Source organism: Sphingobacterium sp. lm-10 (assembly GCF_023554555.1).
GTDB lineage: Bacteria > Bacteroidota > Bacteroidia > Sphingobacteriales > Sphingobacteriaceae > Sphingobacterium.
Genome location: NZ_JAMJWC010000001.1, coordinates 1771337 through 1796601, shown reverse-complemented (window position 1 = coordinate 1796601; position 25265 = coordinate 1771337). Strand labels below are relative to the sequence as shown.

Annotated in this window: 25 protein-coding genes; 20 read left to right on the top strand and 5 right to left on the bottom strand. The window is 41.6% G+C overall.

Annotated features, from left to right (window positions below; translation table 11 throughout):
- The first annotated feature begins 64 nt into the window (after positions 1-64).
- Complete coding sequence (locus M8998_RS07300; protein WP_249991844.1) at positions 65-295, top strand: hypothetical protein; 231 nt, start codon at positions 65-67, stop codon at positions 293-295.
- A 32-nt stretch (positions 296-327) separates the two neighbouring features.
- Here M8998_RS07300 and M8998_RS07295 read toward each other — a convergent pair whose 3' ends face one another.
- Together M8998_RS07295 and M8998_RS07290 are read right to left on the bottom strand one after the other, a co-directional pair.
- Positions 328-768: a hypothetical protein gene (locus M8998_RS07295; RefSeq protein ID WP_249991842.1), complete on the bottom strand. Its 441-nt coding sequence runs from the start codon at positions 766-768 to the stop codon at positions 328-330.
- Between the two features lie 223 nt (positions 769-991).
- Entirely contained in the window at positions 992-1222 is a 231-nt protein-coding gene (locus M8998_RS07290) for a hypothetical protein (protein WP_249991840.1), read from the bottom strand.
- A gap of 204 nt (positions 1223-1426) precedes the next feature.
- On the opposite strand from M8998_RS07290, the gene M8998_RS07285 reads away from it, so the two are divergent.
- From M8998_RS07285 to M8998_RS07200, 18 genes are all read left to right on the top strand, one after another.
- Positions 1427-2074 carry a hypothetical protein gene (locus M8998_RS07285; RefSeq protein WP_249991838.1) on the top strand — a complete coding sequence of 216 codons (648 nt, stop codon included), beginning with the start codon at positions 1427-1429 and terminating at the stop codon, positions 2072-2074.
- A 9-nt stretch (positions 2075-2083) separates the two neighbouring features.
- On the top strand, positions 2084-2482 hold the full coding sequence (locus tag M8998_RS07280) for a hypothetical protein (RefSeq protein ID WP_249991836.1): 399 nt from the start codon (positions 2084-2086) through the stop codon (positions 2480-2482).
- A gap of 6 nt (positions 2483-2488) precedes the next feature.
- On the top strand, positions 2489-3577 hold the full coding sequence (locus M8998_RS07275; RefSeq protein ID WP_249991834.1) for a major capsid protein: 1089 nt from the start codon (positions 2489-2491) through the stop codon (positions 3575-3577).
- A complete protein-coding gene (locus M8998_RS07270; RefSeq protein ID WP_249991831.1) occupies positions 3577-3828 on the top strand; it encodes a hypothetical protein in 252 nt (83 codons plus the stop codon). The genes M8998_RS07275 and M8998_RS07270 overlap by 1 nt, the downstream gene beginning before the upstream one ends.
- Before the next feature lie 3 nt (positions 3829-3831).
- Positions 3832-4161 (top strand): DUF6706 family protein, encoded by a 330-nt coding sequence (locus M8998_RS07265; RefSeq protein WP_249991829.1) that lies wholly within the window; start codon positions 3832-3834, stop codon positions 4159-4161.
- Between the two features lie 2 nt (positions 4162-4163).
- Positions 4164-4448, top strand: a complete 285-nt coding sequence (locus M8998_RS07260) for a hypothetical protein (protein ID WP_249991827.1) — start codon at positions 4164-4166, stop codon at positions 4446-4448.
- 11 nt (positions 4449-4459) lie between these two features.
- Positions 4460-4936: a hypothetical protein gene (locus M8998_RS07255; protein WP_249991825.1), complete on the top strand. Its 477-nt coding sequence runs from the start codon at positions 4460-4462 to the stop codon at positions 4934-4936.
- 3 nt (positions 4937-4939) lie between these two features.
- Entirely contained in the window at positions 4940-5380 is a 441-nt protein-coding gene (locus M8998_RS07250; protein WP_249991823.1) for a hypothetical protein, read from the top strand.
- A gap of 89 nt (positions 5381-5469) precedes the next feature.
- A complete protein-coding gene (locus M8998_RS07245; protein ID WP_249991821.1) occupies positions 5470-6009 on the top strand; it encodes a hypothetical protein in 540 nt (179 codons plus the stop codon).
- A gap of 98 nt (positions 6010-6107) precedes the next feature.
- The gene (locus M8998_RS07240) at positions 6108-6599 is read left to right on the top strand and encodes a hypothetical protein (protein ID WP_249991819.1); all 492 of its coding nucleotides are present in this window, start codon (positions 6108-6110) and stop codon (positions 6597-6599) included.
- A 286-nt stretch (positions 6600-6885) separates the two neighbouring features.
- Positions 6886-11847: a phage tail tape measure protein gene (locus M8998_RS07235; protein WP_249991817.1), complete on the top strand. Its 4962-nt coding sequence runs from the start codon at positions 6886-6888 to the stop codon at positions 11845-11847.
- Positions 11837-12349 (top strand): hypothetical protein, encoded by a 513-nt coding sequence (locus tag M8998_RS07230; protein ID WP_249991815.1) that lies wholly within the window; start codon positions 11837-11839, stop codon positions 12347-12349. The genes M8998_RS07235 and M8998_RS07230 overlap by 11 nt, the downstream gene beginning before the upstream one ends.
- Positions 12349-15081, top strand: a complete 2733-nt coding sequence (locus tag M8998_RS07225) for a phage tail family protein (RefSeq protein ID WP_249991812.1) — start codon at positions 12349-12351, stop codon at positions 15079-15081. Before M8998_RS07230 ends, M8998_RS07225 begins: the two co-directional genes overlap by 1 nt.
- Before the next feature lie 7 nt (positions 15082-15088).
- Positions 15089-17590, top strand: a complete 2502-nt coding sequence (locus tag M8998_RS07220) for an alpha/beta hydrolase family protein (protein ID WP_249991810.1) — start codon at positions 15089-15091, stop codon at positions 17588-17590.
- 2 nt (positions 17591-17592) lie between these two features.
- On the top strand, positions 17593-18114 hold the full coding sequence (locus tag M8998_RS07215; RefSeq protein ID WP_249991808.1) for an N-acetylmuramoyl-L-alanine amidase: 522 nt from the start codon (positions 17593-17595) through the stop codon (positions 18112-18114).
- Positions 18115-18124: 10 nt separating this feature from the next.
- A complete protein-coding gene (locus tag M8998_RS07210) occupies positions 18125-18454 on the top strand; it encodes a hypothetical protein (RefSeq protein ID WP_249991806.1) in 330 nt (109 codons plus the stop codon).
- Between the two features lie 160 nt (positions 18455-18614).
- Positions 18615-19142 (top strand): hypothetical protein, encoded by a 528-nt coding sequence (locus M8998_RS07205; protein WP_249991804.1) that lies wholly within the window; start codon positions 18615-18617, stop codon positions 19140-19142.
- Positions 19143-19542: 400 nt separating this feature from the next.
- A complete protein-coding gene (locus M8998_RS07200; protein ID WP_249991802.1) occupies positions 19543-20547 on the top strand; it encodes a hypothetical protein in 1005 nt (334 codons plus the stop codon).
- 1203 nt (positions 20548-21750) lie between these two features.
- Here M8998_RS07200 and M8998_RS07195 read toward each other — a convergent pair.
- From M8998_RS07195 to M8998_RS07185, 3 genes are read right to left on the bottom strand one after another with little or no spacing between them, the layout of a single operon-like run.
- Positions 21751-22056: a hypothetical protein gene (locus tag M8998_RS07195; RefSeq protein ID WP_249991800.1), complete on the bottom strand. Its 306-nt coding sequence runs from the start codon at positions 22054-22056 to the stop codon at positions 21751-21753.
- A gap of 54 nt (positions 22057-22110) precedes the next feature.
- Entirely contained in the window at positions 22111-22320 is a 210-nt protein-coding gene (locus M8998_RS07190) for a DUF6965 family protein (RefSeq protein ID WP_249991798.1), read from the bottom strand.
- A gap of 12 nt (positions 22321-22332) precedes the next feature.
- A complete protein-coding gene (locus tag M8998_RS07185; RefSeq protein WP_249991797.1) occupies positions 22333-22812 on the bottom strand; it encodes a hypothetical protein in 480 nt (159 codons plus the stop codon).
- Positions 22813-23524: 712 nt separating this feature from the next.
- Between M8998_RS07185 and M8998_RS07180 the strand changes: the two genes are divergently transcribed.
- Complete coding sequence (locus M8998_RS07180; RefSeq protein WP_249991795.1) at positions 23525-24964, top strand: MAC/perforin domain-containing protein; 1440 nt, start codon at positions 23525-23527, stop codon at positions 24962-24964.
- Positions 24965-25265: the final 301 nt, after the last annotated feature.

Genomic DNA, 25265 nt, shown 5'->3' with positions numbered 1-25265 from the left:
AAACCAATCCTATCCACACGTGTTCTCCTATCAGACATATTCATCAACTTAAAAGCATACTATTATGGCATTTAACACAGGGAATGAAGGAGAAGCAACAAAGAAAATTGAGAACGTCACATCAAAAGTTCCATCAGTAGTGTTTTTAGGTGCAGCTGTGGCATCTATGGCTATATCTGCAACATTGAAATGCTTGTGCAAAGACAAAAATGCATTATTTGTAGGTCAATGGGCGGCACCATTTCTACTGCTGGGAATCTACAACAAGATCGTTAAAACAGAGGGGCACGATTAGTGATGAGTGATTGTTTTATGTGAAAGCCTTCCTTAGGGGAGGCTTTTTTGTTTAAGATGGTCTGCTATGTCAATCAGATTGTCAACTACTGGTTTGAGCACCAGCTTTACATATTGAATATCATTGATAACCCCATCTTGATGTATCACTTCAATCTGTACGATCGCAGTTTTCGATGTCATGGGTAACGCATACTCGGATGTTCCCGGCAAAGTTACGTAGGATCCCGCAGCTGAATTCTTCACCAACAGTTTTCTATCTTCAGAATCATACAGAAAAAGATAATACGGCAACCCGCTGGATTCGCTACTTACAGCTGTAGGATCATTCCAAGACTCCAATTTTCTTAAAATTGCCATCTGTAGTTTGTTTTGGGTGATTATTTCCTTCTTAATGCCTGCTGTGTTAGCACATAGTACGAAAAAGCATATTAAGATAATTAGTGATAAGGCGAAGGCTAGTAATTCGATCATAACGTGTTGTTTTTTAACACAAACGTATATATCCAGCGGGTATCTTTTTTACGGAAAACCGTATTATAAATCGCTGTTTATTGCATAATACCGCTTTTAGACAAAGATGATAGCTTACGGCTTGGTAAGGTATTTACCGCTAATCAAGGAATAGGGTAAATGCAATTAACGTTGATGTAGAGCCCTGTTATCTGAAGGGCTCTCCTTGGCCGAGGCTTATTGATTACACCTCTGATATTTCTGAATTGGTTTTTGATTTTTTGATCAAATCGATTAACATATCAAGTCTGATCATAGCTTCGATAGATTTTCCGCTGATAAGTTCAATGTGTGTGCCATTCACATTCCCTTTCTCTTCGCTTCGTTCTCTGTACGAAACTATTGAATCTGTGTAGATAATATTAGTAGCACCATGAATGTCTTTTACTCTGATAGCACTTTTTGTCTTAGGCATTCTATATTTTGTTTAGTATACAATAATACCAAAACTCGTATTTGCAATTATTGTTTAAGTCAGTTTTAAAATATTTAAACAGTTGACACAACCCACACAGTCAACCCCTAACACTTTAACCCACCACAACCCCTCCATACTTTTGTACTAGGCGTACACGTATGAGCAGCGCAGCTCTATGCGGTTATAACTAAACATTTAGAAATGGACTTCAAAAAACTAATTAGAGCATTACTTCAAAGCAAGTTTGGAGGCGCTCAACTCTCAGATGCTCGTGTAAATGCGATCATTGAAAAGGTAAAAGACAAGGTCACAACGGAAGAGGAACTGGAAGCTAAAATGGATGCTTTCAATGAAGCTTATGCGTTTACAGAGATCGCTAAAGATGACGACCGTTACCGCACTAAACAAGCTGAATTGGATAAGTTGAAAAAGCCGGCCGACGATCCAGCACCAGTAGATCCAGCCAAGACCACCACAACTGAAGAGATGCCCTCATGGGCGAAGGCTTTGGTAGATGGTAATAAGGCATTACAAGACACAGTGCAGGCTTTGAAAGGTGAAAAGGTCGTAGGTGATCGTCGTTCAGCGATTCTTGGAAAGCTGAATGGTGCTGACGAAGCGTATTCTGGCAAAGTGCTTCGTGATTTCTCACGTATGTCATTCGCTGATGATGCTGCGTTTCAGGAATACCTGGGCGAAGTGGAAACAGACTACACCACTCATACCCAGACCGTAGCTGAGAGTAAATTAGGGAATGATGCTCCGTTTCGTGGTGTCGGTCAAGACGGCAAAATAACTGAAGCAACTAAGGAAGAGTTGGATTCGGTAATGGGAGAAATAGGATTATAAATTAATCAAATGGGAACAACTATAAATTTAGACAACGACGGTACCATCGTCGATGCTTCCAAGGATACGGTGATTGTCACTAAAAACCTGGAATCTGTTCGTGGTGGTCGTGCTCTTGATGTCACGGGCTTCGCTCCGAAGGTCGTCAACGCAGGTCACGTGATCATCACAGATACGGCTACGAAGAAAATCTTTAAGCCTATGCCTGTGAATGCGGCAGGTGATGCATATGAGACTTTGCCTGATGGCTACGAGTATGCACATGTGCAAATTAATACTGTACTGACATCGAAGGCTGCTGCAGGTTTGTTAATCCGCGGTACAGTAAACCACAAAGCGTGTGTAATTGAACCAACAGCGGAAGCGATGGAAGCATTAGGACCATTAATCATTTTCAAAGAGGACTAAGAACTTATGGAAAAATCATTATTTATTCAGTGGGTACAAAAGTTCTTTCCGGGAATTATTGTGCGTACGGTCGAAACATTAAACGATACCAAGCGGCCATTGGCTTACTTGCATACGACGATGTTGCGTCCGCTATTCTCTGTTACAGGGAAGTGGGAAAGCCTATCAGCATCCTTTAGCTTAGTTGCTGCAGATGTGGTGGCCATGGATTCGGAATTACCGCTTAAGTCGCGCGATCAAATTTCGCAAGCGAGCGGCGATATTCCTAAAATGGGTATTGAGCTTGCCTTGAATGAGACTGAGCTTACGCAGCTTGACACATTGATTGCAAATGGAGCGACGAACGGACAGGTGATTGCGAAGCTATTTGCTGATACTCCGCGTGCTATCGGTGCAATTTACGAGCGTAACGAAGCCATCTTCTTGCAAGGGTTTTCTACCGGTATCACCGTAGTTGATGATCCTGAAAATGTTGGTGTAGGTGTACGTTGTAACTACAAGTACAAGGTTGATCATAAATTTGGTGTAGAAGCGGTTTATACCGACAAAGCGAATGCGAAGCCGTTTGACGATTTTCAGAAAATTGTGGACAAAGCAACTGAAGATGGTAATACCATCATATCGGTTTACACGGATACGCCGACAATCAATGCTATTGCTGCTACTGACCAAGCGAAAGAGTATTATTCCTTTAACCAGAATAGTACTGGCAACAAAGAGATTCCAAACCTCGATTTTGATCAGTTAAATTCTCTAGTCAGCAAACGTTACGGCTTTACATTCATCAAAGTAGACCGTACGGTGAAGGTTGAAAGGAATGCAAAACGTACTACCATTAAACCGTTCGCGGCAGGTGCTATGGTGTTTGTTTCTACAAATACTGTAGGCGAGTTGGTTTACGCGCGATTGGCAGAGGAAAACCATAAGCAAGCTGGTGTGGAATATAGCAAAGCCAACGAGTACATCTTGGTGAGCAAATTTCGCCAGACCACGCCATCGTTGAAAGAGGTGACACGCGCTCAGGCACGTGTGGTGCCGGTGGTTACGGCCATCGATGAAATCTATTTGTTGGACACTAAAACTATTCAAGCATAATGGCAGAGGATAATACAAAAGCAGGAGCGGAGGCAAACGCTCCTGCATCTAATGCGCAAGGCGCAAATGAGGCAGCAGCAACCACAAACGCAAGCAAGTCAAAAGGCAAAGCAGCCAAATACACCGTGCTCACTCCGTTTGCTGATAAAGACAATTTCGGCAAAATGTATAAGGAAGGCGATGATGTTTCTCATTTCGATGAGGACCGTTTGGCTAGCTGTGTTAAACGTGGATTGGTAAAAAAGGGTTAAGATATGGCAAGCGTTAAGGAAGTCTTGAAGGCATCAATGGGATATAAGTTTCCAGATGCTACGGTCACATTAATTTTGGAAGAGCACGGTTTGGCGCCAGACGCACCACGTGAATCAAGTAACAACAATCAGACTAAATCTATGGATCTGTCTCGCGCTGCACTTCTTGACTTTCTTATCACGCTACCTAAATCTGTTCGTGAACTGGATTACCAAATTACCCAACAAGATGCAGATGCCTTGACCGATATGCGTCGCCGGATTCTTGCTAAGTGGGGAATATTCGACACGCCGGTGGACTCTGGCTTTGTAGACCTGTCAAACACGCATTAACCATGTTTCCAGATCAATATCCAGATAAGTTAGTCAGGCAAGGTGAAACGATCGAGCAAGCGTTGCCTTGTAGATTCTATCCTAACTCACGTAGTCGTGGGATGAAGAAGGTCAAAGACGGGAACGAGGTTGATGTGATGTACACAATTTCTATGCCGGAGGAAACTCCAAATCTTTCCATTGGTGAACTGGTCACTGGGTACGATGAAAGAGGCAATGTGATTGTGTGGAATGATACGGTAGCACTATTTCATCATGGGCAGTTTCATTGTGTAGCGTATGTGTAACTGCGGCGGTAATGTTTAGATTGGAATTAGACATGACTCCTGCAGAATTGGACGCGATGTATCGCGAGCAGTTAGAGGAGATGGACCGCCATACCCTAGATGCATTCAAGCGAGTGTTAGCCCGAGCATTACAAATCCAGCGTGCGAAGATGCGGCCGGATGGCGGATATGATGATCAAACAGGCCAATTGAGATCTTCTACAGGGGGTCTTATTTATCGTGATGGGTTAATACTTCATGAGGATTTTCAGTTGTCACCATACGGTACCGATAAAACACCAGGCATTGATGCCGGTCGTGAATTGGCATTACGTGAGGTAAAGCTATCACGCAGTAGTGGTGATTCGGCAGGATGGGGTATTACTTTAGTCTCAGGAATGGAATATGCAAGTTGGGTACAAAATGCGCACGGCAAATCAGTTGTCGAAGATGCTTTTTTAGAAGTTGCAAAGAGTTTGGACCAGGCGTTTAGAGAAATTGATGTATAGGCTATGAAGCGTGAATTGAAAAGTTCAGTTGATGGAATGGAAGATGTAAAGCTTGTGCTTTTTAGCGCTGGCATTGCAGATATGCTTTCTGGTGAAATCAGGCTTCTACAGCGGAAGTTGAACAGCGCTAAAGAAGATTGTGTAATCAACACGCTCATTTGGGATGCCGATCAAGTTCAAGGTGGCATATTGAATGTCAACTTCCATGTGCCCAATCTTACTGGCCAGCGCGGAGACAACCCGACAGCGGTAGATAACACACAGCCTAACATACCACGATTGCACGAATTGGGTAAGGTAGCAGCTACAGCTTTAGATGGGTTCGAAGGTTTTGACTTTTCACTGAAGCTTCGTGATCCTGGGCAAGTCGATAATCACGGCAATCAGTGGATATACAATATTCAGGTGGAGTATACTTTTCTACGGACGGAATTACAAGCCTAGCAGCATATTTATAGGGTGGCGACCATTCGCCGGTTAATTAACAGAATTACACGAGGAGGCAACCTCGTTGGTCTCTAACAAAGAATAATATGTTTCCAGTAAAAGGAGTAGAATCTATTGAATTTGCACCAGTTGGTGCAAATGGAACTTTACCGGCCGCTGGTTGGGTAAAGTTTACCGACATCGAGGATGGATCGGTATCATTCAATGTCCCAGAAGCGACACTTACCAAAGTTCGCGTTGAGGACAAAGATGGTGTTTGGGCAATTGTCGGCGAAGAAGGTGATGGCGCGAGTGTTACGGGTAAGTCATTGAACCTTGATCCAAAGATTGCGGATTTACTTTTTAAAGGTATTGCAAATTCCACGGCCACCAATAAGTTTGAAGCGCCAATCAACAGCGCAAATGTTGTCAATCTTGCTGTTCGTGTCACCTCCCGTCCACGATTAGGCCATAAGATGGTGTTCGTAATTTTGAATGGGGCTGTTGTGGCTCGTATTGAAAATCCATTGACAAAGACTGGTGCAGAATTCCTTTCATTAGGATTCACGGCAGAAGCAACAGCAGTGAGCGACGCTGACGGCGATGCGGTAGCGCCTTGGTACTACGAGAAAGTAGCGGTTGCTTAATGGCTAAGTAGCCGATGTAAAGAGAAATCCCTCCTTGCCGCAATAGCGATAACAGGTAGGGATTTTTTTATTATCCTGAAAATGAAACACTTTACAAAATGACACAAAGAGAAATTGCAAATACATTTACGGATCAGCCTACTTCAATTGGTGAGCTACGATTCCAAAAATGGGGAATTATCGGCGACCTTTTAGGGTTGTATCGCAAGGAAGAGCTTTCAATATCCGGCCTGCCATTGGGAAAGGTTCAATTGATTGCTGCGGAGTTCAACGATATGATGGGTGGAGAGCAAGTTGAAGGGATGATCCAATCGGATCAAATTAATCTACTGCTTAAAACTAACTTGCCTAGCTTAATCAAAGTAATTGGTATTGCTGCGAGTAAAGGGAGTGAGATGCCTAGCAAGAATTTGCTATACGCCTTAAACGAACAATGGACGATGCCGCAACTTGCGGAAGCGATATCAGAAGTCTACCGGAGGTTAGACCTTACAACTTTTTTCGGCATTATGGCTTTGACCAAAAGCCTGAATCTAAACGATACCCAGGATCGGGAAGCCCATGGGCAACAGTTATCAACACAGCCATAGCTACCAAAGGTTGGTCTGAACACCAACTAATTTGGGAGACATCCTATCAAAATCTTTTGCTTTACACATTGTGCATGCCGTCTTCTTCCGATGATGAGAGTAAGGAAGGTGGTCGTGCTGGCGGAGACGGAAAAGTAATAGACATGTTTGCTATGTTTGAGAGCAGGGACAAATAGCTTTTCATCTTTGTTTAGTGGTTGACTCCCTGCCTGTTGTCAACCCCCTTCGCTTGCCCCGCGGCCCGGTTATCGGGAACTTTGAAATGCCCACCAAAAGCGGGTGAAGGATGGCAGATTTACGTTATAGGGTAGTTGTTGATGATGCTGAAGCTCGCAGAAGATTACGCGAGCTTTTGTCGAATACGGGTGTTTCGTCTCAAGCAGGATCTGGCGGCGGAGCAGATGATACAAAGAAAGCTGCTGCAGGAATAGAGGATGTCCGTCGCGCGCAAGTTAGTTTGAAGGAAGCTCAAGAGGCAGCCGTAAATTCACTGCGTGTTCTTCGCGAGGAAAGATCCAAAGAAATTGGCGAGCTGAATACTCTAAAGCAATTGGAGCAGGAGGCTAAGGCAATCCTTGCCGAAAAAAAATCTACCACCGAGCAGTTGACCCAAGCGCAGAAACAAGCTAACATCGAACTTCAAAAAACCCGGAAAGATTCGCTTGAGTACAACCTAGCATTAAAAAAGCAGGCAGAGGAACGTCGCAAAGCCACTGAAGAAGAGCGCAAGGCCGAGAAGGTTCTTCGCGATGCGCAGAAAGTATTGAAAGATGCTGAGCGTCAACAAGCGCAACATGAAAAGGCATCCGCTCGGCGTAAAAAACAACTTGCTCAGGAAAGTAGCGAATATTACCAACTTAACAAGGCGTTGGGCAATGTTCGTAAAGAAACTAAAGATCTTCTGGCCGAGATGTTCAAATTGGAACGCCAGGGCAGGGGTAATACTGTGGCGTATGAACAGCTCCGTCGAAAAGCCGAAGAGCTAACCAAACAAACCCAATACCTCGATCGTGGAATTAAGAAGATTGATGCTACTCTAGGTTTACATCAGCGTAATGTCGGTAATTATGGCGATGCTCTTAGCCAAATTTCACCAATATTTTCATCTGTCAATGGAGCACTACAATTGTTAGGAACTTCAATACATGAATTAGCGGAAGGGGGAGGAAGTTCTATAACCGAATTAGGTCAAATAATCCTTGAGTTCGGATCGAAGATAGGCAGATTTCTTTTAACGCCTATTGGGTTAGTGATTACAGTGTTAGGTGGTTTGTTTATGCTTTTTAAAGCTAATAAACAAACCGTTATTGATTTTAACAGTGGTTTACTTGACGTAAGCAAGACTACCGGCCTAGCTGGTGCGGAGTTGCAATCCCTTTCCGATGATATCATCAAGCTTTCTAGATCGCTAAAAACGGTAAGCACGGATAAGCTTTTAGAATATGCTACTGTTGCTGGTCAATTAGGTGTTAAGGGATCCGCGAACATTCTCGCATTTACTGAGGCATTGGCCAAGCTTGAAACTGCTTCCGATATCAGCGGTGAAGAAGGCGGTGCGCAGATCGCTCGTTTGCTTACCCTCGTGGATGGTGGAGTACAAAATGTAAAAGCCTTCGGGGATGAAATAGTAAACCTGGGTAATAATTTTCCAGCCACAGAAGCCGAGATATTAGCCAATGCAACGCGGATTGCACAATCCACAGGTGTTTATAAGATCGGTCGCCAAGAAGTGCTGGCCTACGCTACTGCGACTAAATCTGTTGGTGTGGAAGCTGAGCTTGTCGGATCCACTATTGGCCGTACTCTCGGAATCTTGGAAAAAGTGATTCGTACTGGGAAAGGAGTCTCCACCGTATTAAAATTGGTTGGGGGAACTCAGGCTGAATTGGGTGCCAGATTCCGCGCTGATGCAGCAGGCGTATTAACTGATTTCATTGGCGGACTTAGTAAAGTAGAAGGTGGTGCAGCAGGGGTCAATCAAGCTTTATCAGCGGTTGGTATTAGCGCAATTAGAGATAGAACGGTACTTGGAGCGTTAGCCACTAATGGTTACGATGCCCTCTTAAACTCCATGGACAAAGTGCGCAACGCAGCTGGAGCGATGGACGAAGAGTTTACTACTGCGGCTGGTAAGTTGGTAAATCAAGGCGAACGGATCGGTATTGCCTGGGATAATCTTGTTCTTAGTATTGAAAATGGGCAGGGTGTTATCGGAAAATCCAGTGTAGCAGTGATAGGCTTTTTTGCTGATATCATAGAAGCGATTACACCAGCAGGTTCGGCAACTCAAGCTCTTACAGAGGAATACATCAAGCAACGTAATGAAGTGGCTGCTACAGAAGGTAAAATAAAGCCACTTTTAGAGCGATACGATGAGTTAAAGCATAGCGGTCACTTAAACACTAAGCAACAGCGAGAATTGAAAGATATTATTCAGCAAATCGCCGCTGTAATGCCGTCGGCCGTATCTGGATGGAACAGTTTGGGAGAAGCCTTGGATATTAATCGATCGAAGGTTCTAGGGCTTACAGAAGCGCATCGTGAGTTACTAAAGGAAATGAACCTGTCAACCACTCGTGAACTGAATCAGCAGTTCGAGCAGCAGGCTAAAATGGCCGATAGAGCATTTAAAATCCTAAACAATAACAAATTCGACGAACTTGGATTAGAAAGGCACCGAGAAAGATTTGCCACTGTTAAAAAGGAACTCCTGACAACTGCTGAAGAACTTCGAAGCATTGGAAACACACTTACTAGCGAGCAGCGTGATGTCCTAGATAGGTACGGATTCTTTAATGCTGGAATAATGGACGTCGAACTACCAGCACGTTTTAAGAAGGTAGATAATACAGTCGTTGGTGATGTAGATGAAGCGGCTCGTAAGAAAGCCGAAGATGCCGCTAAACGGGCCGAAGAGCAGCGCAGACAAGCATTCGAACGCCATCGTGCTTTACAACTCTCTATTGATGCGATGAATGAGCAGGCTTCGCGAAATGCCATGAGCCGTGATGAACAGGAGGTAGCTTCTATTCGTGATAAGTATGCTAAGATTAAAGAAGAGGTCCGCAAGTTCTATAACGATCCAAAGAATAAAGATTTCAAAGTCGATATGGGCGCATTACAGCGCTCTGAGGATTTTGAGGTGTCGGAGGCGACAACTAGACAGGGATCCGTCGAGCTTGCTAAATCACTCGACAAGCAAAAGACACTAGTTGACGAATATAACGCATATGTGGAGGCTACCTCTGTAGAAGCAGCGGATAAGCGTTTTGCTAAAGAGCTGGAACTCATCAAAAGTTACCGCCAGCGAATTGTGCAGGAGCGAGCTAAGATTGGTGCGGCACAAATGACTGCTTCAGCCTTTGGGATGTTCGGTGCTCCGGCCGCATTGACACTGGCGCAGCAAGAAGCTGATAAGGCTTTAAAAGAGAGAGGAGAGGCTTTTGATAAAGAAGAGCGTCAGCGTGGTAATCAACGATTGATTGAAGCCGTTAAACTAGCCGAAACGATTGGCGAAGCTGAATTGCGGATCCGTAAAAAGTATACTGATGCGTATGCGGAGCTAGGAAAGGATGCTAGTGAGGAGCAAAAGGAAAATCTGAAACGTGCTTACCTCAAAGATCTTGAAGCACTAGTCGACAATACACCTCAATTTAAGGAGGCTTTGGAAAACATAGAAAAATCATCTGAAGCTATGCTAGGCAATGCCTTCCGTAAAGGCAAAGAGGTGATTCTGTCAATGATCGACGGACTTAAGGAAGCAACTGATGATCAGAAAATGCAGCTCAAAAAGATTTTCGGAGACTTCTTCGATGAAGGGGCAAAGAATGCTGATCTAGGTAAATGGGACGCTATTTCTGGGGCTGCACGGGATTTTCAGGTATTGGTTGAAGCTAGTTTGCAGTTTGCAACCAACACAGGTGAAGCATTACAGTCATTGACATCGATGATAACTGCATCTACTAATATTGCAAGAACACTTGGAGATTTGTTTAATAGTAAGCAGATGCTCAACATATCTTCGAAGATTGGACTTTTTGCTCCACTGCTAGGTGTTGGGAATGCAATCAGTAATTTCTTTAATGAACGCAGAGAATCTAACAACCAACGAGTACAAGAACAAGTTGAACTTGCTAATCAGAGACAACTTAAGAGCACTGAAGCGGTAACCAGAATGCTTGAGGCGCAATTGAACCTTATCAATGAGATATATGGTGATAAGCGACTAGAAGAATATAGCAAGAGCTTAGGAGATATTGCATCGAATTATTCTAACATCAATAAGCAGCTTGATGGGATGTACAAGATGACTGGCGACGCTTTCACCGATAATATTCTGGAGAGGTTGAACCGTGGCGAAACAGCTAAAGAGATTGAAAACTCATTTCGCAAATTTGATGCTGAATGGTACAAGGCGAGGGACATTCTAAACAAAAAAAGCTTAGATAGGCAAGATCGATTTTCGTCACTTCCATCGGATATTGAGGATGCTCGAAAGGAGTTGATCACATTGAAAGCAGCAGCAGCTCTTACCGGTGATGCTAAAACACAAGAGTTGATTAATCAATTAGAGTCTCAGATTGATCTATACGAAAGAACAGCTAACCGCCTCCGCGAAGAAAACACCGGAAACGCTTTTTCCTCAATCTTAAGTAACGTAAAATCTATCTTCTTAAACAGTGGTGAAGATGCTGCGGACGCATGGTCCAAAGGATTCGATAAGATCATGGAAGATTACATGATGCAGAAGTTTTCTCGCGATTGGTTGGAGGAGAAGTTGCAAGTTTTTTACGAGCAGTTTGATCAACTGGCTGACAGCGGAGGTGAATTGACCGATAAAGAACGTGATCAGCTAAAGCAAAGTTGGGATGATATACAGAAGGAAGGCGAAAAGCGTTTGCAGAATTTACGTGATACTTTGAAGCTTGAAGCAGGAGATTCTTCCTCATCCCTTAAATCAGAATCGATTGGCAGGCAGCTAACCGAAGCGACAGGCAATGAGATCGTCGGCATGTACCGCGCTGGTTATGATATCGCCAAGCAGCAGCTAAACATTTTGCATAGTCAGCAAGCAACGCAAGTTAATCTTCTGGCGATTGCTCAAAATAAGTTGATTGCTTTGAATGCAATTCAGATTAATACCTACAACACCGCAAGTGAGGCTCTAAATATCGCCAATAATACGGCTAGCATGCTGAGCGAACTCAAAGCCGTAAACAGAAATTTAGGAGGTAAGTATGCCAACTAACCTGAACTCCCTCCGAGCAACATCGCTTGGCCTCTACTTTCGAAAGGGATCATTGTATAGCGAATTGCTAAAGCTGCCCAAACCGAAAGAGCGTTTTTTTAACGAGTGGCCCGATCAACATGGCAAAGAATACGACACCACCAGCCCTACAGTTTACGAGTCTATGCAGTATAGCATAGTATGTTACCTGGTAGCGGATAACGTGCAAGATCTTCAGGAGAAACGCACAGCAATTCTTCAGCTAATATCAGCGCCAACTGGATTCAGCTTTTTCAGCGAAACGTTAAGTCGGGGATACGCGCTGCGGTATGTCGAAAGTCCTTCATTCAACACGCTTACACCAATCTGGAGCAATGGCAAACTCTATTGTGAGTTTACGCTAACTCTAGAAAACAACTTCGCTGCTACAGAGCAACTAAATGTATTGCAGGATATCAACAGCATCGTGCTTACTGAAAGAGGAGAGCAAATTTTAGTCATGACTTATGCAAGGCAATTTTAATGAATATTCAAGTATACAGACGCAACGTGCCAACAATAGAACTACCTTTAAATGCAGCTACCTACACGCGCAAGCTGATGGCTGAGCATGAACTGGTATTTTCTTTTGCTACGCCGGTGAACCTTGATTTGCGTGTTGGTGATACCCTTACATACAAAGGTGAGTTAATGACGCTCAATAGCGATCCAGAGCGAACACTAACTCATCTAAAAGAATACAATCTAACATTTCAAGGACAGCGGCATACACTAGAACGGTTCATCCTGAAAGATGAAGGCAAAGCTACCTTTGATTATTTCGGCGAACTGGATGTATTCATGTTGATGTTTTTGGAGTACGTCAATAGCTTGGACGAAGGTTGGTCAATTGGTGAATTAGATGCAACCGAGCCAATATCACTACGTTTTGATAAGGTAGATTGCTATTCAGCGCTTAATGATATCGCCCAAGCATTTGCCTACGAGTGGCAGATCAAAGGAAAGGCCATCAGTATCAAAAAGACAATCGGAACAGCGACGACATTATCTTTCAGCTACGGCATGGGTAATGGCCTATATAGCCTTACTAGAAATCTGTTGGAGAATAGCCGCATAATCACCAGAGCATACGCGTATGGTGGCACGCAGAACCTGCCTAAGGATTACCCTTACGAGCAGTTAACGATGCCGGGTTTTTTGGAAGATCCGGCATTAGTTGAGCGTTATGGCCATCGCGAAGGATATGTAGAAGATTTGGAGATCTATCCGAACCGTACATCGACCGCTACTAACGTAGGCCAAATCAATGAAGGAACATTTGAGTTAATTGATACCGCTTTAGATTTTGATCTAAACGGGCAAAGGATTACTGGCGAAGATGCTTACATCGTTTTCAAGACTGGGATTCTATCAGGCATGCAATTCAAAATCCTGTCGTATAGTCCTAGCCGCAAATCGATCAGGTACGAAGCCAACAAGGAGACCAACGGCACATTAATGCCGAGATCGGGTTTAGTTGCAGAGATAGGTAATCAGTACACACTGATTGGCATTCGTATGCCTGAAACATACGTCACCGCTGCGCTCGCTAAACTGGAGGAGAAACGTACAGAGTATTTCGCAGACAATAGCGTGCCGCGCGTGGCTTACGATCTAGATATCGATGTTTTGCATTTGAAACGTCTAGCAGTTGAACCAGGAGAAGGCGATATCATCAACATCAAAGATGCAAGTGAAGGAATTGATGAGGATGTCCGAGTAACCTCTATTTCCTATCCAGCGCATTTTCCAGATGTACTAGAGCAAGGTATGAACTTCACATGCGAAGTGGGAAATGATGTTACCTACACTCGTGTTCAAAAGATCGAAAAGGATATTAAAGACACGCGAAACGTTGTGACGCAAGTCAGTCGCGAGAGCTGGGAGAATGATCGTCGCAACGTATTGGCGTTAAACGAATTTAAGAGCATGGTTTTCGATCCCGATGGCAATTTGGAGAACCCATTGATCCAAGCTATAGCAGGGCTTTTCGGTACAGATAGCCAGTATTATGATTTGGTTGATGTTTCCATGTCGGTAAATGCAGGTGGTGATCCAAATGCCTTTACAATGACTGGTGGCCGTTTGGTACACAAGCGCTATTCAATCGATGGGACTAACTTCATCTGGCAGCTTTCCCCTTTTTCCGTGTCTGATCTCGTGCCAACTCAAGCTTACTATCTAGCAGCGAAATGTAGCCGGACTTCGCTAACGGGAGAATGGGTGCTCAGTGAAACGCAAATTCCTACAGATGCAGAAAGCAACTTTTGGTACTTCAATCTAGGCGTACTATCCAGCGTGCTTGATGGTTCGAGGAGCTTCCGGCCGACTAAGATGTTTACGATGATCAGCGGCGGCAATATTGAGACGGATACCATAACTGCCTATTTTATCAATGTAGTGCGTTTGTTTGCTCAGGTCATTACTGTCGGTTCAGATGGGTTTGTCAATGCTGGGATATCCGGATTATCCGATAACGCAAATCAATCTGTGCGATTCTGGGCTGGGGCAGATGCTCAAGGTAAAGATGCGGCACCATTTAGGGTGCTCAATAATGGTAGCATGTATTCCACTCGAGGCTTTATTGGAGGTTTCGACATCAATCAGGATTCACTTCGCGCAGGAAGAGATGATACCTGGGAAGTGAACGGACAGTCTGTATTCATGACTCCAAACTATTTTCTGCTCAGAGACAATGGAACTATCAGAGGTCAACGAAGAGAGTTCGCGTGGAACTTATACAAAGAAGTTAGTGGGAGCAGAAGATCTGCAGCTGCATCCATTTTTAATACGGTTGCAACGGCTGATGCACAGTTTCCATACACTAACATAGCGCTAGAGCTTGAAGCAAGAAATGGTAACCACAACTATGCACTTGTAATCGCGAATGGAACATCTAAAATGCGCGCTATATGCCACGACTTTCAAACTATATCCGGGCAAAATCAAACGATTGATGATGGGGTGTCGATAGTATTGATTTCCGAATCAACGCATGCAGGGCGAGTGAATCTGCCTACGTTTCCCAAGTTGGGATATCAGGTCACAATAAAAAATCTAAGTCCTAACGATTTCGAGTTACATTCTACAAATGGATCAATCATACAAAGCGATGGATCACCTGCAATGAGTAATTTTTTCAGAAGGCGAGCAATCAAGACATTTTTTAATAATGGACAGTACTGGATTGAAATGTACAGCCAGACAACTCAATAAACAATATATGGCAAATGAAGGAAAAATATGGCCGGCAAGCTATAAGAAAATACAATCGAATAAGGTTGATAATTTCATGGTATCTAATAAAGACACTAAGGAGATCGGTTACATTGATCGGAATGAGTTGGTTAATAGCATTGAAATAACTGGTGAACTTATAGATCCAATAGTACCAGGAACACAGACTAATCCAGCTGCTATACCGGCTGGGCCAACAGGGCAAAGGCGTAAATTCACTCCGCAGCCGGGTTTCTATCTAGTAGGTGGTCAGACGAGAGAAGTCACTTCTGATAAGAGGTGGGATTTTTTTTGGAACACCAACTCCTGGCAGTTGATTGATTTAGGGCCACTACCGAAAATACCCATAGATCAACCTAAAGGAGCTGCTAGTTATGAGAGTGTGAAGGATCTAGAAAATATTGTCGGTGATGTTAAGGGTTACGGGGATACCGCTCATAATGCAACTCAAACATTGCGGTTACATAGTGCAAAGTACATAGTGCAAAATATTGAGTCAAAAGTTTCGGGACAATTGGTTGATATATCGATACGTCATGGTGATGTTGCTTTGGGAACTCCGATCACTTTCGTCCAATTAAGGAAGTTGCAGAGCGGTCAATTTTCTGTTATAAAATCTGTAACAAAAAATACAACTGCTCGTAATGGGGTATCCAGGTACTCTTTTGATAGCTTCGAAATTTCTGCTGGAGACTATATCGGATTCGTAGGTGATGTTGCAGGATTGTGCACCTATAGCGCAGATGGCTTAGATGTCGGCTTCTTACTATTGAATGAGGATGGATCTGTCAATTCTGGATCTGCTCAATTTTCAGATAATAATTTGTCGTTATCCTACTCGGTATCCGTTGCAGAAGGATATATGTCTAAGGAAGTAAAAGAGATAGGAAAGGGGCAAATTACCATCAATGATAAGTTAGGTGATCTTAAACTTTCTGAAGATGTTATTAAAGAAATTGGTGACAGCAGAGTGGGTTCTGTCGAAGTTTTGCAATCCAGTGCAGGCAACAGGTTCTACGTTAATAATTACACAAGCTCCCGCAATGGGCTTATAAGCTCTATAAGGATCAGGCATGCGAGTGCAGCGGTGGGTACAGACTTTGTGATTTCACAATTGAGATTCGATAGCGAAGGGCAGCTATGGAGAGAGATTAATACGATATCCCTTAAGTCGACTGTTCGTCAAAACTGGGCGACTTACCCATTGCCCAATTGGAATTTCAGAGCTGGTGACGTTATCGCTATTGCGGCTGACATGCCGATCACTGGGATAGGCACTAGGAATACAGAAAACGGTGCCGGAATCATTGTTGTATCTCCTACCATGTCCACTGCTTCAACGCAAGCTACCGCTTCCGTATCGATGACATTCACTCTGAACTACAGAGTAGAAGAAAAAACAGTAGCTGAACGATTATCAACACTAGAGAGTGGTGGGGGCGAAAACAAATTCAAGCCACGGCCATCCAATGGTGTTGTGAATTTTCAAGTTCCAATTAACGTAGACTTTGCTGACGTTAGTTCAGAAACGTTGAATAAGCAAGATTCTAATAGAATCCTAAATGATTGGGGTTTGCTACTCCTTCCAGAAAATTATAGCCAATCAGGCAAGCCGTTGCAACTTATTATTGCATGTCACGGCACCGGTACGTACATCGACGGAATCAGCAATGCTATAACGGCATCTGCCTTTTGGTTAAGTCAGGGATATGCCATTATGGACATGAATGGTCTGCCCAACGGTGTGATTGGCGACGGTAGCACCAATAATCAAATTAGACATTACGGATCACCAATAGCGTTACAAAGCTACCTAAAGGGATATCATCATGTTGTAGATAATTATAACCTACAAAAAGAGGTTTTTCTATGGGGTATATCTATGGGCGGTTTAGCTTCCTTCATGCTTGCTCAGAGTGGGAGCATTCCTATTAAAGCGCAAGCTGGATTTTGTCCGTGCATAGATCTATATAAGCAAGCATATTCGATGCCTTGGAATGGTGCAAACCAAAGGATATACATCAGGCGGCTTTTTGGATTCACAGGAGCTTTACCAGCATTCACAAATCAAGTTCCACCAACGGCAGCGGAGCAGAATTATTTCAAAAGTAATCGCTCGAAGGTCATTGGATTTGAGAACATGTTGAAAAATGTCTCTAATGTAGACGACTTGGAAACACTTTATAGCGTTTTCTCGGGAGAGCAGGAACAGTCACAATATTTGAATTTAAGAAAGTATCACCCTATACCGCTGAAGATATGGCATAACATCGACGATACTGTCGTTGCCTTACGATACTCACAGTATTACGTCAGAATGATTAATAACAATGGAGGTTTAGCTCAACTAAGAACGTTTCCTTCTGGCGGTCACAATGCATGGCTTAACGGGGAGATGGTTAACGATATACCAACGATATCAGGTGGTGTGACAAGTATAGAAGCTAGTATGTACGAATGTATGCTATGGTTTAATAGGTTTCAATAAATATGAGAAAGATTAACAGAATAGTCCTGCATACTACTGCAGGTTGGGCGCATGAGACGCCAGAATCAATACAGCGGATGTGGCGTGTAAACCTGGGATGGAAAAACCCAGGTTACCATATCCTAATCCCGACCGATGGCAATCTCGTTCATTTAGCCGACATCATTAAAGTGACTAATGGAGTGGCTGGCTATAATTCGGATAGCGTGCATGTATCATACATCGGTGGATTGGTGGAAATCAAGAATGGCAAGTATATCTATGGAGACACGCGTACATCAGAACAGAAGGATGGATTTTGGTCGGCAATTGAGTATTTCTACAAAGAAATCAAGAAACACCAGGACATCGGCCACATCACCATAGTTGGCCATCGTGATCTTTCACCTGATTTGAATGGTAACGGCATTATTGAGCAGCGCGAATGGATTAAAGTATGTCCAACATTCAACGCAATGGAAGAGTATGGATGGATTGCCGGTCATAAGGCGTTGGAGCGAATGAGGCACAGGAAAACATATTGACATAAGAGTAATGAAACAAGAAGAGCAAGGCTGTAAGCAACAGGACCAGGGAAAGCAGAAGCCATCCTTCATGCAGGTTGTCAATCATCCGGTGACGTATGCACTAATCACCATCGTGTCTGTATTCTGGTATGTTCTTTACTACGTTACCGATCGTAGTGATACACACACTAAGCAAATGACAGAGATGCAAGATAAGCTGTACAAGCAGATGATCGAGGAAGTCCGCAAGCAAGTAACGCCTGCAGTAGACAAAGTGAAGGAGGCGGCCATCAAAGTAGATAGCGCAGCGGTAAAGGTGGATAGCGTTGCTCAACAACAGAAAGGAGCTAAAAAATGAAATGGTTAATTCTAATTGTACTCATCGTCACAGTTGGCGATGAGCCGCAAAGCCGGCCTGTACCGACGCAGAGCATTGCCCAGCCACTCGACGAGCTGGTGCCATTACTGGATTCGCTGTCTATCAAATTAACAGATGTATCAACTAAGATTGAAAAGTTATGAGTAGGATAATATTAATCGTGTCGGCTTGCCTAGTGTTATCGAGTTGTGGCATCTTCCGGAAATCCAAGAGATCGGAAAAGTCTTTGGAGAAAGTTGAGTCTACCAAGGATGTCCAGGTGAAAACTGATTTGACGGTAAAGGAGACCGGGCGCATCGAGGAGAATGCACGCACGGTGACTTCCAGTGATGGCCAGACAAAAGTATTTCCATCCAAAGGTGCGCCTGTCGTAATAGCGCCAGACGGGACCATAACCACCGAAGCGGATAGCGTAGTGCAGAATACTAAACGGCAAACGGATGCAGCTCGGAATATGGTTGGTGAAGTGGCGCGCGATCTCAATCAAAAAAAAGATAGTGTCGAGCAGGAAGGGAAGAAGCAGGAACAGCGGAAGGAAGAGAAAATGAGCGAGAGCAAACCTTCATTCTGGGCTATCTGGGGAATGTGGATAGGGATAGCGTGCGCGGTGGTTATTGTAATTGGATTTTCGATGTGGAGGTTTCGTAATTCTATCCCACGAAGTTAATAGTGTTTATTACAACTCTTTAATAGTGTAACCTCGTAAAAATCACACAAAAAATATTTTTCACATATTTTTTCCTATGTTTGCACAAAAATTTAAAAAAACTATCCAAATTCAAATGAAAAAACATTTATTAAAGTTATTAACACCACTATTTTTCGTCTTATTAGTTTCGTGCAATAAAGAATATTCAGAAAATGATGATATTGCAAGTAATGATAAAATAGAGATTAAGGGTTCTTTTTATTCTAGAGATTCCATACGGAGAGAAATGAGTAAGGCTCTGAATGTCAATGAAAATAAGCTTATTTTCAACGTTGAATCTAACGATTTCACTCATGTCGACTATAATTTTATTTATTCCCCTGAACAAATCCTAAACATTAAGTAATCCTAATAAATTATGTCGTCATTTAAAATAACATCAAGTATATTATTATTGCTGCTAACGATCAGCGGATCGTTCGCTCAATTAAGGAACATTTCAGGTTTAGAGTATGAACTTGGGAATACTACTATTTTTTATCAAGGTAAAGTTGCTTTGAAAAACGATAATCTTGCAGAGTACATGAAAGTAGGATTACATGCTATAAAATTTTCAGGAACTTCTAACATCAATTGCACAGCACAATTTTTTCTGGAAATGGATAATGGATCAAGATACCCTTTATCAAGTGAGATTAAAATAAGCGATGCTAATTTTAGTTGGGGAATAAGATCACAATTAATAGAAGTGGACTTGATGTTCTTGGGATCATCAAAAAAGGGGAAAATAATTTTAACACACACTGAAAGAAAACCAGATGGGAGCAATCATCCAATCGTAGTTAATGATAGGACTTATTTAACAACTACCGACGCACCTACGCCATCTTTAATAAACCAGCCTATAGCCTGGGCAAATATGAATCCAGGTAAATTTGTCCAAATCAATGGCAGGGAACTTTCGACATATACAGTTATTAGGCCTAGTGATAATCATTTTTTAAATTCCCACACGAATTCTCAGATTCGATCAAGCGGAGGTAAAATTTCCATGACTATGCAATTAGATGGAAACTTAGTAATTTCCGAAGTTGCAACAGGCAGAGTTGTATGGGCATCTAATTCTGACGATAAAAACAGGAGACCGGGGGATAGATTCGCTGCCATTTTCCAATTGGATGGAAATATAGTTGTTTATCGAAGTGATAGCACTGGTAGGTTTACGATTCCCATTTGGTCAAGCCAAACTACCGCCACGGGATCTGGTCGTTCTGAAAATGTGATATATGGTTTTCTTGCTTTACAAGATGATGGTAATTTTGTTCTATACTTTCCAAGATATAACACAATTGATCACTATAATGTAATACGTAGTACTAATTCATATGGTATTGTATCTCCACATTTTGGTCAGATGAAGTAGCGTTACAGATATCATCAGGTAATACAACAAAATATATCTTCAAAATAGTTGATATATTAAATTGGAGGTTGAGGGTCGCTTTTGTCGTTTCCTAAACCTCCAATTATTATTTTTGGCCAGCTTGATCTCCGAACCAAATTAAAATCTTCTGAATGTATGTTTCCTATATTAAGCCCGTATCTGGTTTTAGTTGAATCTAGTAAATTTAACATTTTGATTTTGCATTTGCGGAAACAATTGATCTATATTTGCTAATAATATTAGTTTTTACCTTTGATAGCGATCTACCAACTATCAAGCTCCAGCGCATAAAATTGCCCTACATCTACCAGGTCGTAAGTGTTTTACCTCTCCCGAAACAGATTTCAAAGCGATAGATAAGTAGAAGGCAAATAAGTTGTATTTTTGCAGATGTTTTTGAAAAGCCAGTATCTAATTGATAATGATGTATTAATCAACCGTTATTTACCAGAGGAGATTAGTATTATTAAGAAATCAATTTCTGAAGCTGCTGAATTCGTTGACGATGAGTTAGTGACTGTAGATTTAATTGCTTATCCCTCCGCAAATTTCATAGGAATACGTCCCTTTAGTGTGGACTTAAAAAATTTAGAAGAATTTTTATCTATGGTCCTTCGACAGGAAAACAAAATGAGTAAATAATAGTTAAATAGACATAGTAGTAACAGTAAATATGCAGTTTTTACTCTGCCCTTATCCAGCAATGGTTAGGGGCTTTTCTTTATATCGCATCTTAAATTAGTGGTACATTTGTATCAGTGTTGAGGATGTTTATAACTTCTACTTTTCGATGGCCGACCAGCTTTTTGCTGTATAGGGTCGAAATTTGATCTACCTTGCTACCGAAGTACAAAAGGGCCATGGAAAGGTGCGCCTGTAGTAATTGCTCCAGATGGAACTATCACTACTGAAGCAGATAGTGTGGTCCAAAATACCAAACGGATGAAGCTAGGAATATCGTAGAGGAGATATCTCGGTCTCTGGATCAGAAGAAGGACAGTGTAGCCAAAGAAGAGGATAAGGGTAAAAAGCGAGATGAGTAGAAGGAAAATGAAAACAAGCCCTCATTCTGGGGGATATGGGGCATGTGGGTAGGTGTAGGGTGGGCGGTTGTTATAGTATTGGCTTTCGTGTTTCGACGTTTTGGTTTTGGGAAGAGAATTAAAGCAATGTACGGTTGCCCTAATTTCTTTCCAATAGTCCTAAATGAATTAGTAAACCTAATGAAGGTGAGTGAGTGCGGGATACAACATATGGTGCAAAATTCTTAGTTGTAAAGTTGTCTAGCTTACGATAAGCATTCCACACTCCCTCAAGATTCATTGGCGAAGGTTTGCCTGTGTGCTCACGAATAATATGCATCATGCTTCCCTCGACAGTTACTACTTCGTAGCTTTTGCCAGTTTTACTTTTGAATGCTTTCACTTTCTTTGCTTCCTTTAAAAACTCTTCCAAAGAGATATCTGGTCTTTTTTTTACGTATGACATATTATTAGAAACTGGTTGCAATTTCTGTAATAACAAACAGCTATATAAGTTGTGTTAAAGTTTCTTCACTGCTTCCCTAAATTCCTTCAACCTTTGCCAGGCAGCACATCTTTTCAAATCGCCCTTATGTCTTTTGACCATATCAAACTGAACAATTAAAAATGCTTGCGCATCTATTACTACTGTGGCGGAGTTAATTCTAATGTTCGCCGGATATTCTTTATTCATTAGCTCATCATAGAGCTGATCAGGTTTATGTTCCATATTGTATGTTGATTAATAGTTTTGCTTTGTTGCTTCATTCCTAATCCGACCATCTTTGATCATCTCCATAAACAATTCCATGTGTCGCGGACGTATCCACCCACCTTCATTATGGATATGCCATGAGTATGCTCCAGATTCGAAATTGCGAGAGACAAAACCTATATAGTATCTGTTGATCATTACATTCCAGGTGCCAGAATTACCTTTGACCTCACTTACGGTTACAATTTGTCTTTCGCCTTTGTACATGAAGGTCTTTACGACATCGTCGTGAAATCTAAGTATAAGTGCATCCAAAATGCACTCGCGCAACTCATCAAATAGACTACCATATACAAATCTCCATTTACTTGATTCGCGTCGAAAAATAAATAATTGGTGTCCGTCTTTACCGTGTAAATGATATTCTGTGAACGACATGTGTTTCTGAATAATTTCCATTTTAGCGGAAATCTGTTTATTTCGGTAGGTAAATGTTAACGTTTCCACGACTCAATATTACTAAAAATATTAGTAAAATAGCCGTATTTTACATTCTTAAAAGTAATATTTTCGCAAATTTGAATTTATTATTACTAATAATGAGAGTAAAAATATATCTCAGAAAAGCCTGAATTCATACCATTATGGCGGCGTGAAAAGCCAAAGAGGATTGAAGTACCTAGCCATATCTTTGCTACCTATAAGAATGCACACGTAAATGGTTGTTGGATATATGATTCGACAGACCGTAAATTCTATACTCCATTAGAATTCATTGATAACTGGAAAAAGATCTATTCGGGTTTAGATCATGATAAGCCGAATCCCAATTTAAAGACAATGAATCCAATGGCCGCAGTTCGTCAGCGTGCGCAATGGGTCAAGCGAGCAAGCGAAGGGTTACAGGCTGTACTTAAGAAGCTTGAAAAGTATAATGCCTCGTTTGAGAGGAAGACTAAATAAAGTTCTTAAACTAGTAAATGTCTGACTACAAAAATTATTAACTGAATTTACACTTATGTTATTATTGTCCCTATAATAAGGATTTTTATAAGCATATAATTCTTATTCTAATTTTTTAACAAATCTTTTTAGGATTGTTTAGAGACTATTAAAGTCTAAACAATTCGATCGTTATTGTAGCTTCAAAAGTAAATGTTAAATTAAATTTAATTATACTGGTAAAATTAAGTAGCTTTGCCCAACTTAACTAACTAAAATGAAATTAAAATTCATCGGAGCGTTTTCCCTCCTAATTACCATTGTTGGATGTTCAGTATCTGAAATTGAGGGCTTGGGTAACGAGGGTCAAGACCAGAGCGAAATCCAAAAAAGAAAGGCAACAATCAGCAGAAGTGTTATGGCTGCTTCTGATAATGGACCTACGAATTTGATAGGTCACGGGTATGATGCTACTGGATACTATGCAAATAGGTTATCTGCTAAGTTAGCAGTCATCGATGTGCCGAGATATGTAGCTAATAACAGATCTAGATTTGTAGATAACGTCGGTGTAGATGATGATTTCAGATTTATCATAGCTAACAATGCCGAAAGCTATTCTGATTCATTGTCAATAAGTATAAATAGCGGGTTTGGAATTAAGAAGTTATTCAGAGCAGAGATTAATGCCTCATTTGGTGGTAGTTCAGCCTATCATGGAAGTAATTCTTTAGCGAGTGCCAATAAAAGGATTTATATGAGAACCTTAAGATTAGCTACTACAACTGATGAACTTAGAAATAATTTCTTAAGTGAAACATTTAAGCAAGATATTGTAAGGTATACCCCTAAGGATTTAGTTGAATTTTATGGTACTCACGTATTAACACATATACATTTGGGGGCTAAATTTAGTTTGGGATACAAAACTGCGACCAGAGCACAAAATAAAAATCAATCAGTAGCAGCAGGACTGGCACTTAATGGGTTAGCGAAAATTTGGAGCGTCAATGTTGATTATGCATATAATTCATCTGAAGCTAAGTATAACTCTGAACAACGTATTAATTACAGGTCGATTGGCGGCGACGGCAGTAAAGGATTAATTGGTGAAATCATATTGGATGGAAAAACCCCTCAGAGAATAAATATTAATGATTGGCAGTCTACGGTAAATGTTCAAAATGCGGTCTTGATTGAGTATGGTGATAATGGAATGATCCCACTATATGAGTTTATTTCAGACCCAACAAAAAAGGCTCAGGTAAGAGATTACTTGGAAAAATATATAAATGATAACTCAACCAAAATTACTCTGAATAAGATTCCGATCTACAGATATTACTTCTCTGGTTGGATGGATCACATCTACGATCCTCAAGCCAACGTTAGAGACTATGATCCTGTATGGCAAAAAGAACATATTCCTTTTTACGCGTATAATTACCCAGCCCCCAATAGTATTCCTGTTTACAAATATTTTATAAGGACAATGCTCTCACATGTTTATTATACAGATCCGATAGCACACTTAAAGTATCCCGATCTTGACAACGAAGGAATAATTTTTTATGTACCTCGTGCATCTGCAACAGGTGCAGTGCCGATCCATGCACACTTCAGTCCTGATATGAATAATCATATTTTCGAACAAGGTACATACTATTCTGGTTGGAGGCGAGAAGATACAGTGTTTTGGGCATACCCAAGTATGTAACGAGTAATTTTTTTTGCTTGAAAAACCTTTTCTAATTTAATTAGAAAAGGTTTTTACATTTAATAGGATTTGTATTGTAAAGTTTCAAGTTCCATTAATAAAGTGCGCGACATGACGATACCAAAGGGTATGGCATAACTTTTTATAATAGATATTTTCGGTTTAAGATTATTTTGACTAGAAAAGCATCTGCTAATTATTCAGGATGCAATGGATAATATTCGCGAAGAGGATTTGACTGGAGAGGTGTGGGTATAATAAACACGCCAAATCAAAATTTCGAACAGATACAGATTTTAAA

What these genes read in the sequence shown, in the direction of transcription:
- M8998_RS07265 (WP_249991829.1), top strand. Translation starts at nt 3,832, where the DNA reads ATGGCAAGCGTTAAGGAAGTCTTGAAGGCATCAATGGGATATAAGTTT.
- M8998_RS07280 (WP_249991836.1), top strand. Translation starts at nt 2,084, where the DNA reads ATGGGAACAACTATAAATTTAGACAACGACGGTACCATCGTCGATGCT.
- M8998_RS07295 (WP_249991842.1), bottom strand. Translation starts at nt 768, where the DNA reads ATGATCGAATTACTAGCCTTCGCCTTATCACTAATTATCTTAATATGC.
- M8998_RS07215 (WP_249991808.1), top strand. Translation starts at nt 17,593, where the DNA reads ATGAGAAAGATTAACAGAATAGTCCTGCATACTACTGCAGGTTGGGCG.
- M8998_RS07230 (WP_249991815.1), top strand. Translation starts at nt 11,837, where the DNA reads ATGCCAACTAACCTGAACTCCCTCCGAGCAACATCGCTTGGCCTCTAC.
- M8998_RS07205 (WP_249991804.1), top strand. Translation starts at nt 18,615, where the DNA reads ATGAGTAGGATAATATTAATCGTGTCGGCTTGCCTAGTGTTATCGAGT.
- M8998_RS07250 (WP_249991823.1), top strand. Translation starts at nt 4,940, where the DNA reads ATGAAGCGTGAATTGAAAAGTTCAGTTGATGGAATGGAAGATGTAAAG.
- M8998_RS07195 (WP_249991800.1), bottom strand. Translation starts at nt 22,056, where the DNA reads ATGTCATACGTAAAAAAAAGACCAGATATCTCTTTGGAAGAGTTTTTA.
- M8998_RS07235 (WP_249991817.1), top strand. Translation starts at nt 6,886, where the DNA reads ATGGCAGATTTACGTTATAGGGTAGTTGTTGATGATGCTGAAGCTCGC.
- M8998_RS07190 (WP_249991798.1), bottom strand. Translation starts at nt 22,320, where the DNA reads ATGGAACATAAACCTGATCAGCTCTATGATGAGCTAATGAATAAAGAA.
- M8998_RS07300 (WP_249991844.1), top strand. Translation starts at nt 65, where the DNA reads ATGGCATTTAACACAGGGAATGAAGGAGAAGCAACAAAGAAAATTGAG.
- M8998_RS07245 (WP_249991821.1), top strand. Translation starts at nt 5,470, where the DNA reads ATGTTTCCAGTAAAAGGAGTAGAATCTATTGAATTTGCACCAGTTGGT.
- M8998_RS07285 (WP_249991838.1), top strand. Translation starts at nt 1,427, where the DNA reads ATGGACTTCAAAAAACTAATTAGAGCATTACTTCAAAGCAAGTTTGGA.
- M8998_RS07180 (WP_249991795.1), top strand. Translation starts at nt 23,525, where the DNA reads ATGAAATTAAAATTCATCGGAGCGTTTTCCCTCCTAATTACCATTGTT.
- M8998_RS07275 (WP_249991834.1), top strand. Translation starts at nt 2,489, where the DNA reads ATGGAAAAATCATTATTTATTCAGTGGGTACAAAAGTTCTTTCCGGGA.
- M8998_RS07240 (WP_249991819.1), top strand. Translation starts at nt 6,108, where the DNA reads ATGACACAAAGAGAAATTGCAAATACATTTACGGATCAGCCTACTTCA.
- M8998_RS07255 (WP_249991825.1), top strand. Translation starts at nt 4,460, where the DNA reads ATGTTTAGATTGGAATTAGACATGACTCCTGCAGAATTGGACGCGATG.
- M8998_RS07220 (WP_249991810.1), top strand. Translation starts at nt 15,089, where the DNA reads ATGGCAAATGAAGGAAAAATATGGCCGGCAAGCTATAAGAAAATACAA.
- M8998_RS07200 (WP_249991802.1), top strand. Translation starts at nt 19,543, where the DNA reads ATGTCGTCATTTAAAATAACATCAAGTATATTATTATTGCTGCTAACG.
- M8998_RS07225 (WP_249991812.1), top strand. Translation starts at nt 12,349, where the DNA reads ATGAATATTCAAGTATACAGACGCAACGTGCCAACAATAGAACTACCT.
- M8998_RS07260 (WP_249991827.1), top strand. Translation starts at nt 4,164, where the DNA reads ATGTTTCCAGATCAATATCCAGATAAGTTAGTCAGGCAAGGTGAAACG.
- M8998_RS07210 (WP_249991806.1), top strand. Translation starts at nt 18,125, where the DNA reads ATGAAACAAGAAGAGCAAGGCTGTAAGCAACAGGACCAGGGAAAGCAG.
- M8998_RS07290 (WP_249991840.1), bottom strand. Translation starts at nt 1,222, where the DNA reads ATGCCTAAGACAAAAAGTGCTATCAGAGTAAAAGACATTCATGGTGCT.
- M8998_RS07270 (WP_249991831.1), top strand. Translation starts at nt 3,577, where the DNA reads ATGGCAGAGGATAATACAAAAGCAGGAGCGGAGGCAAACGCTCCTGCA.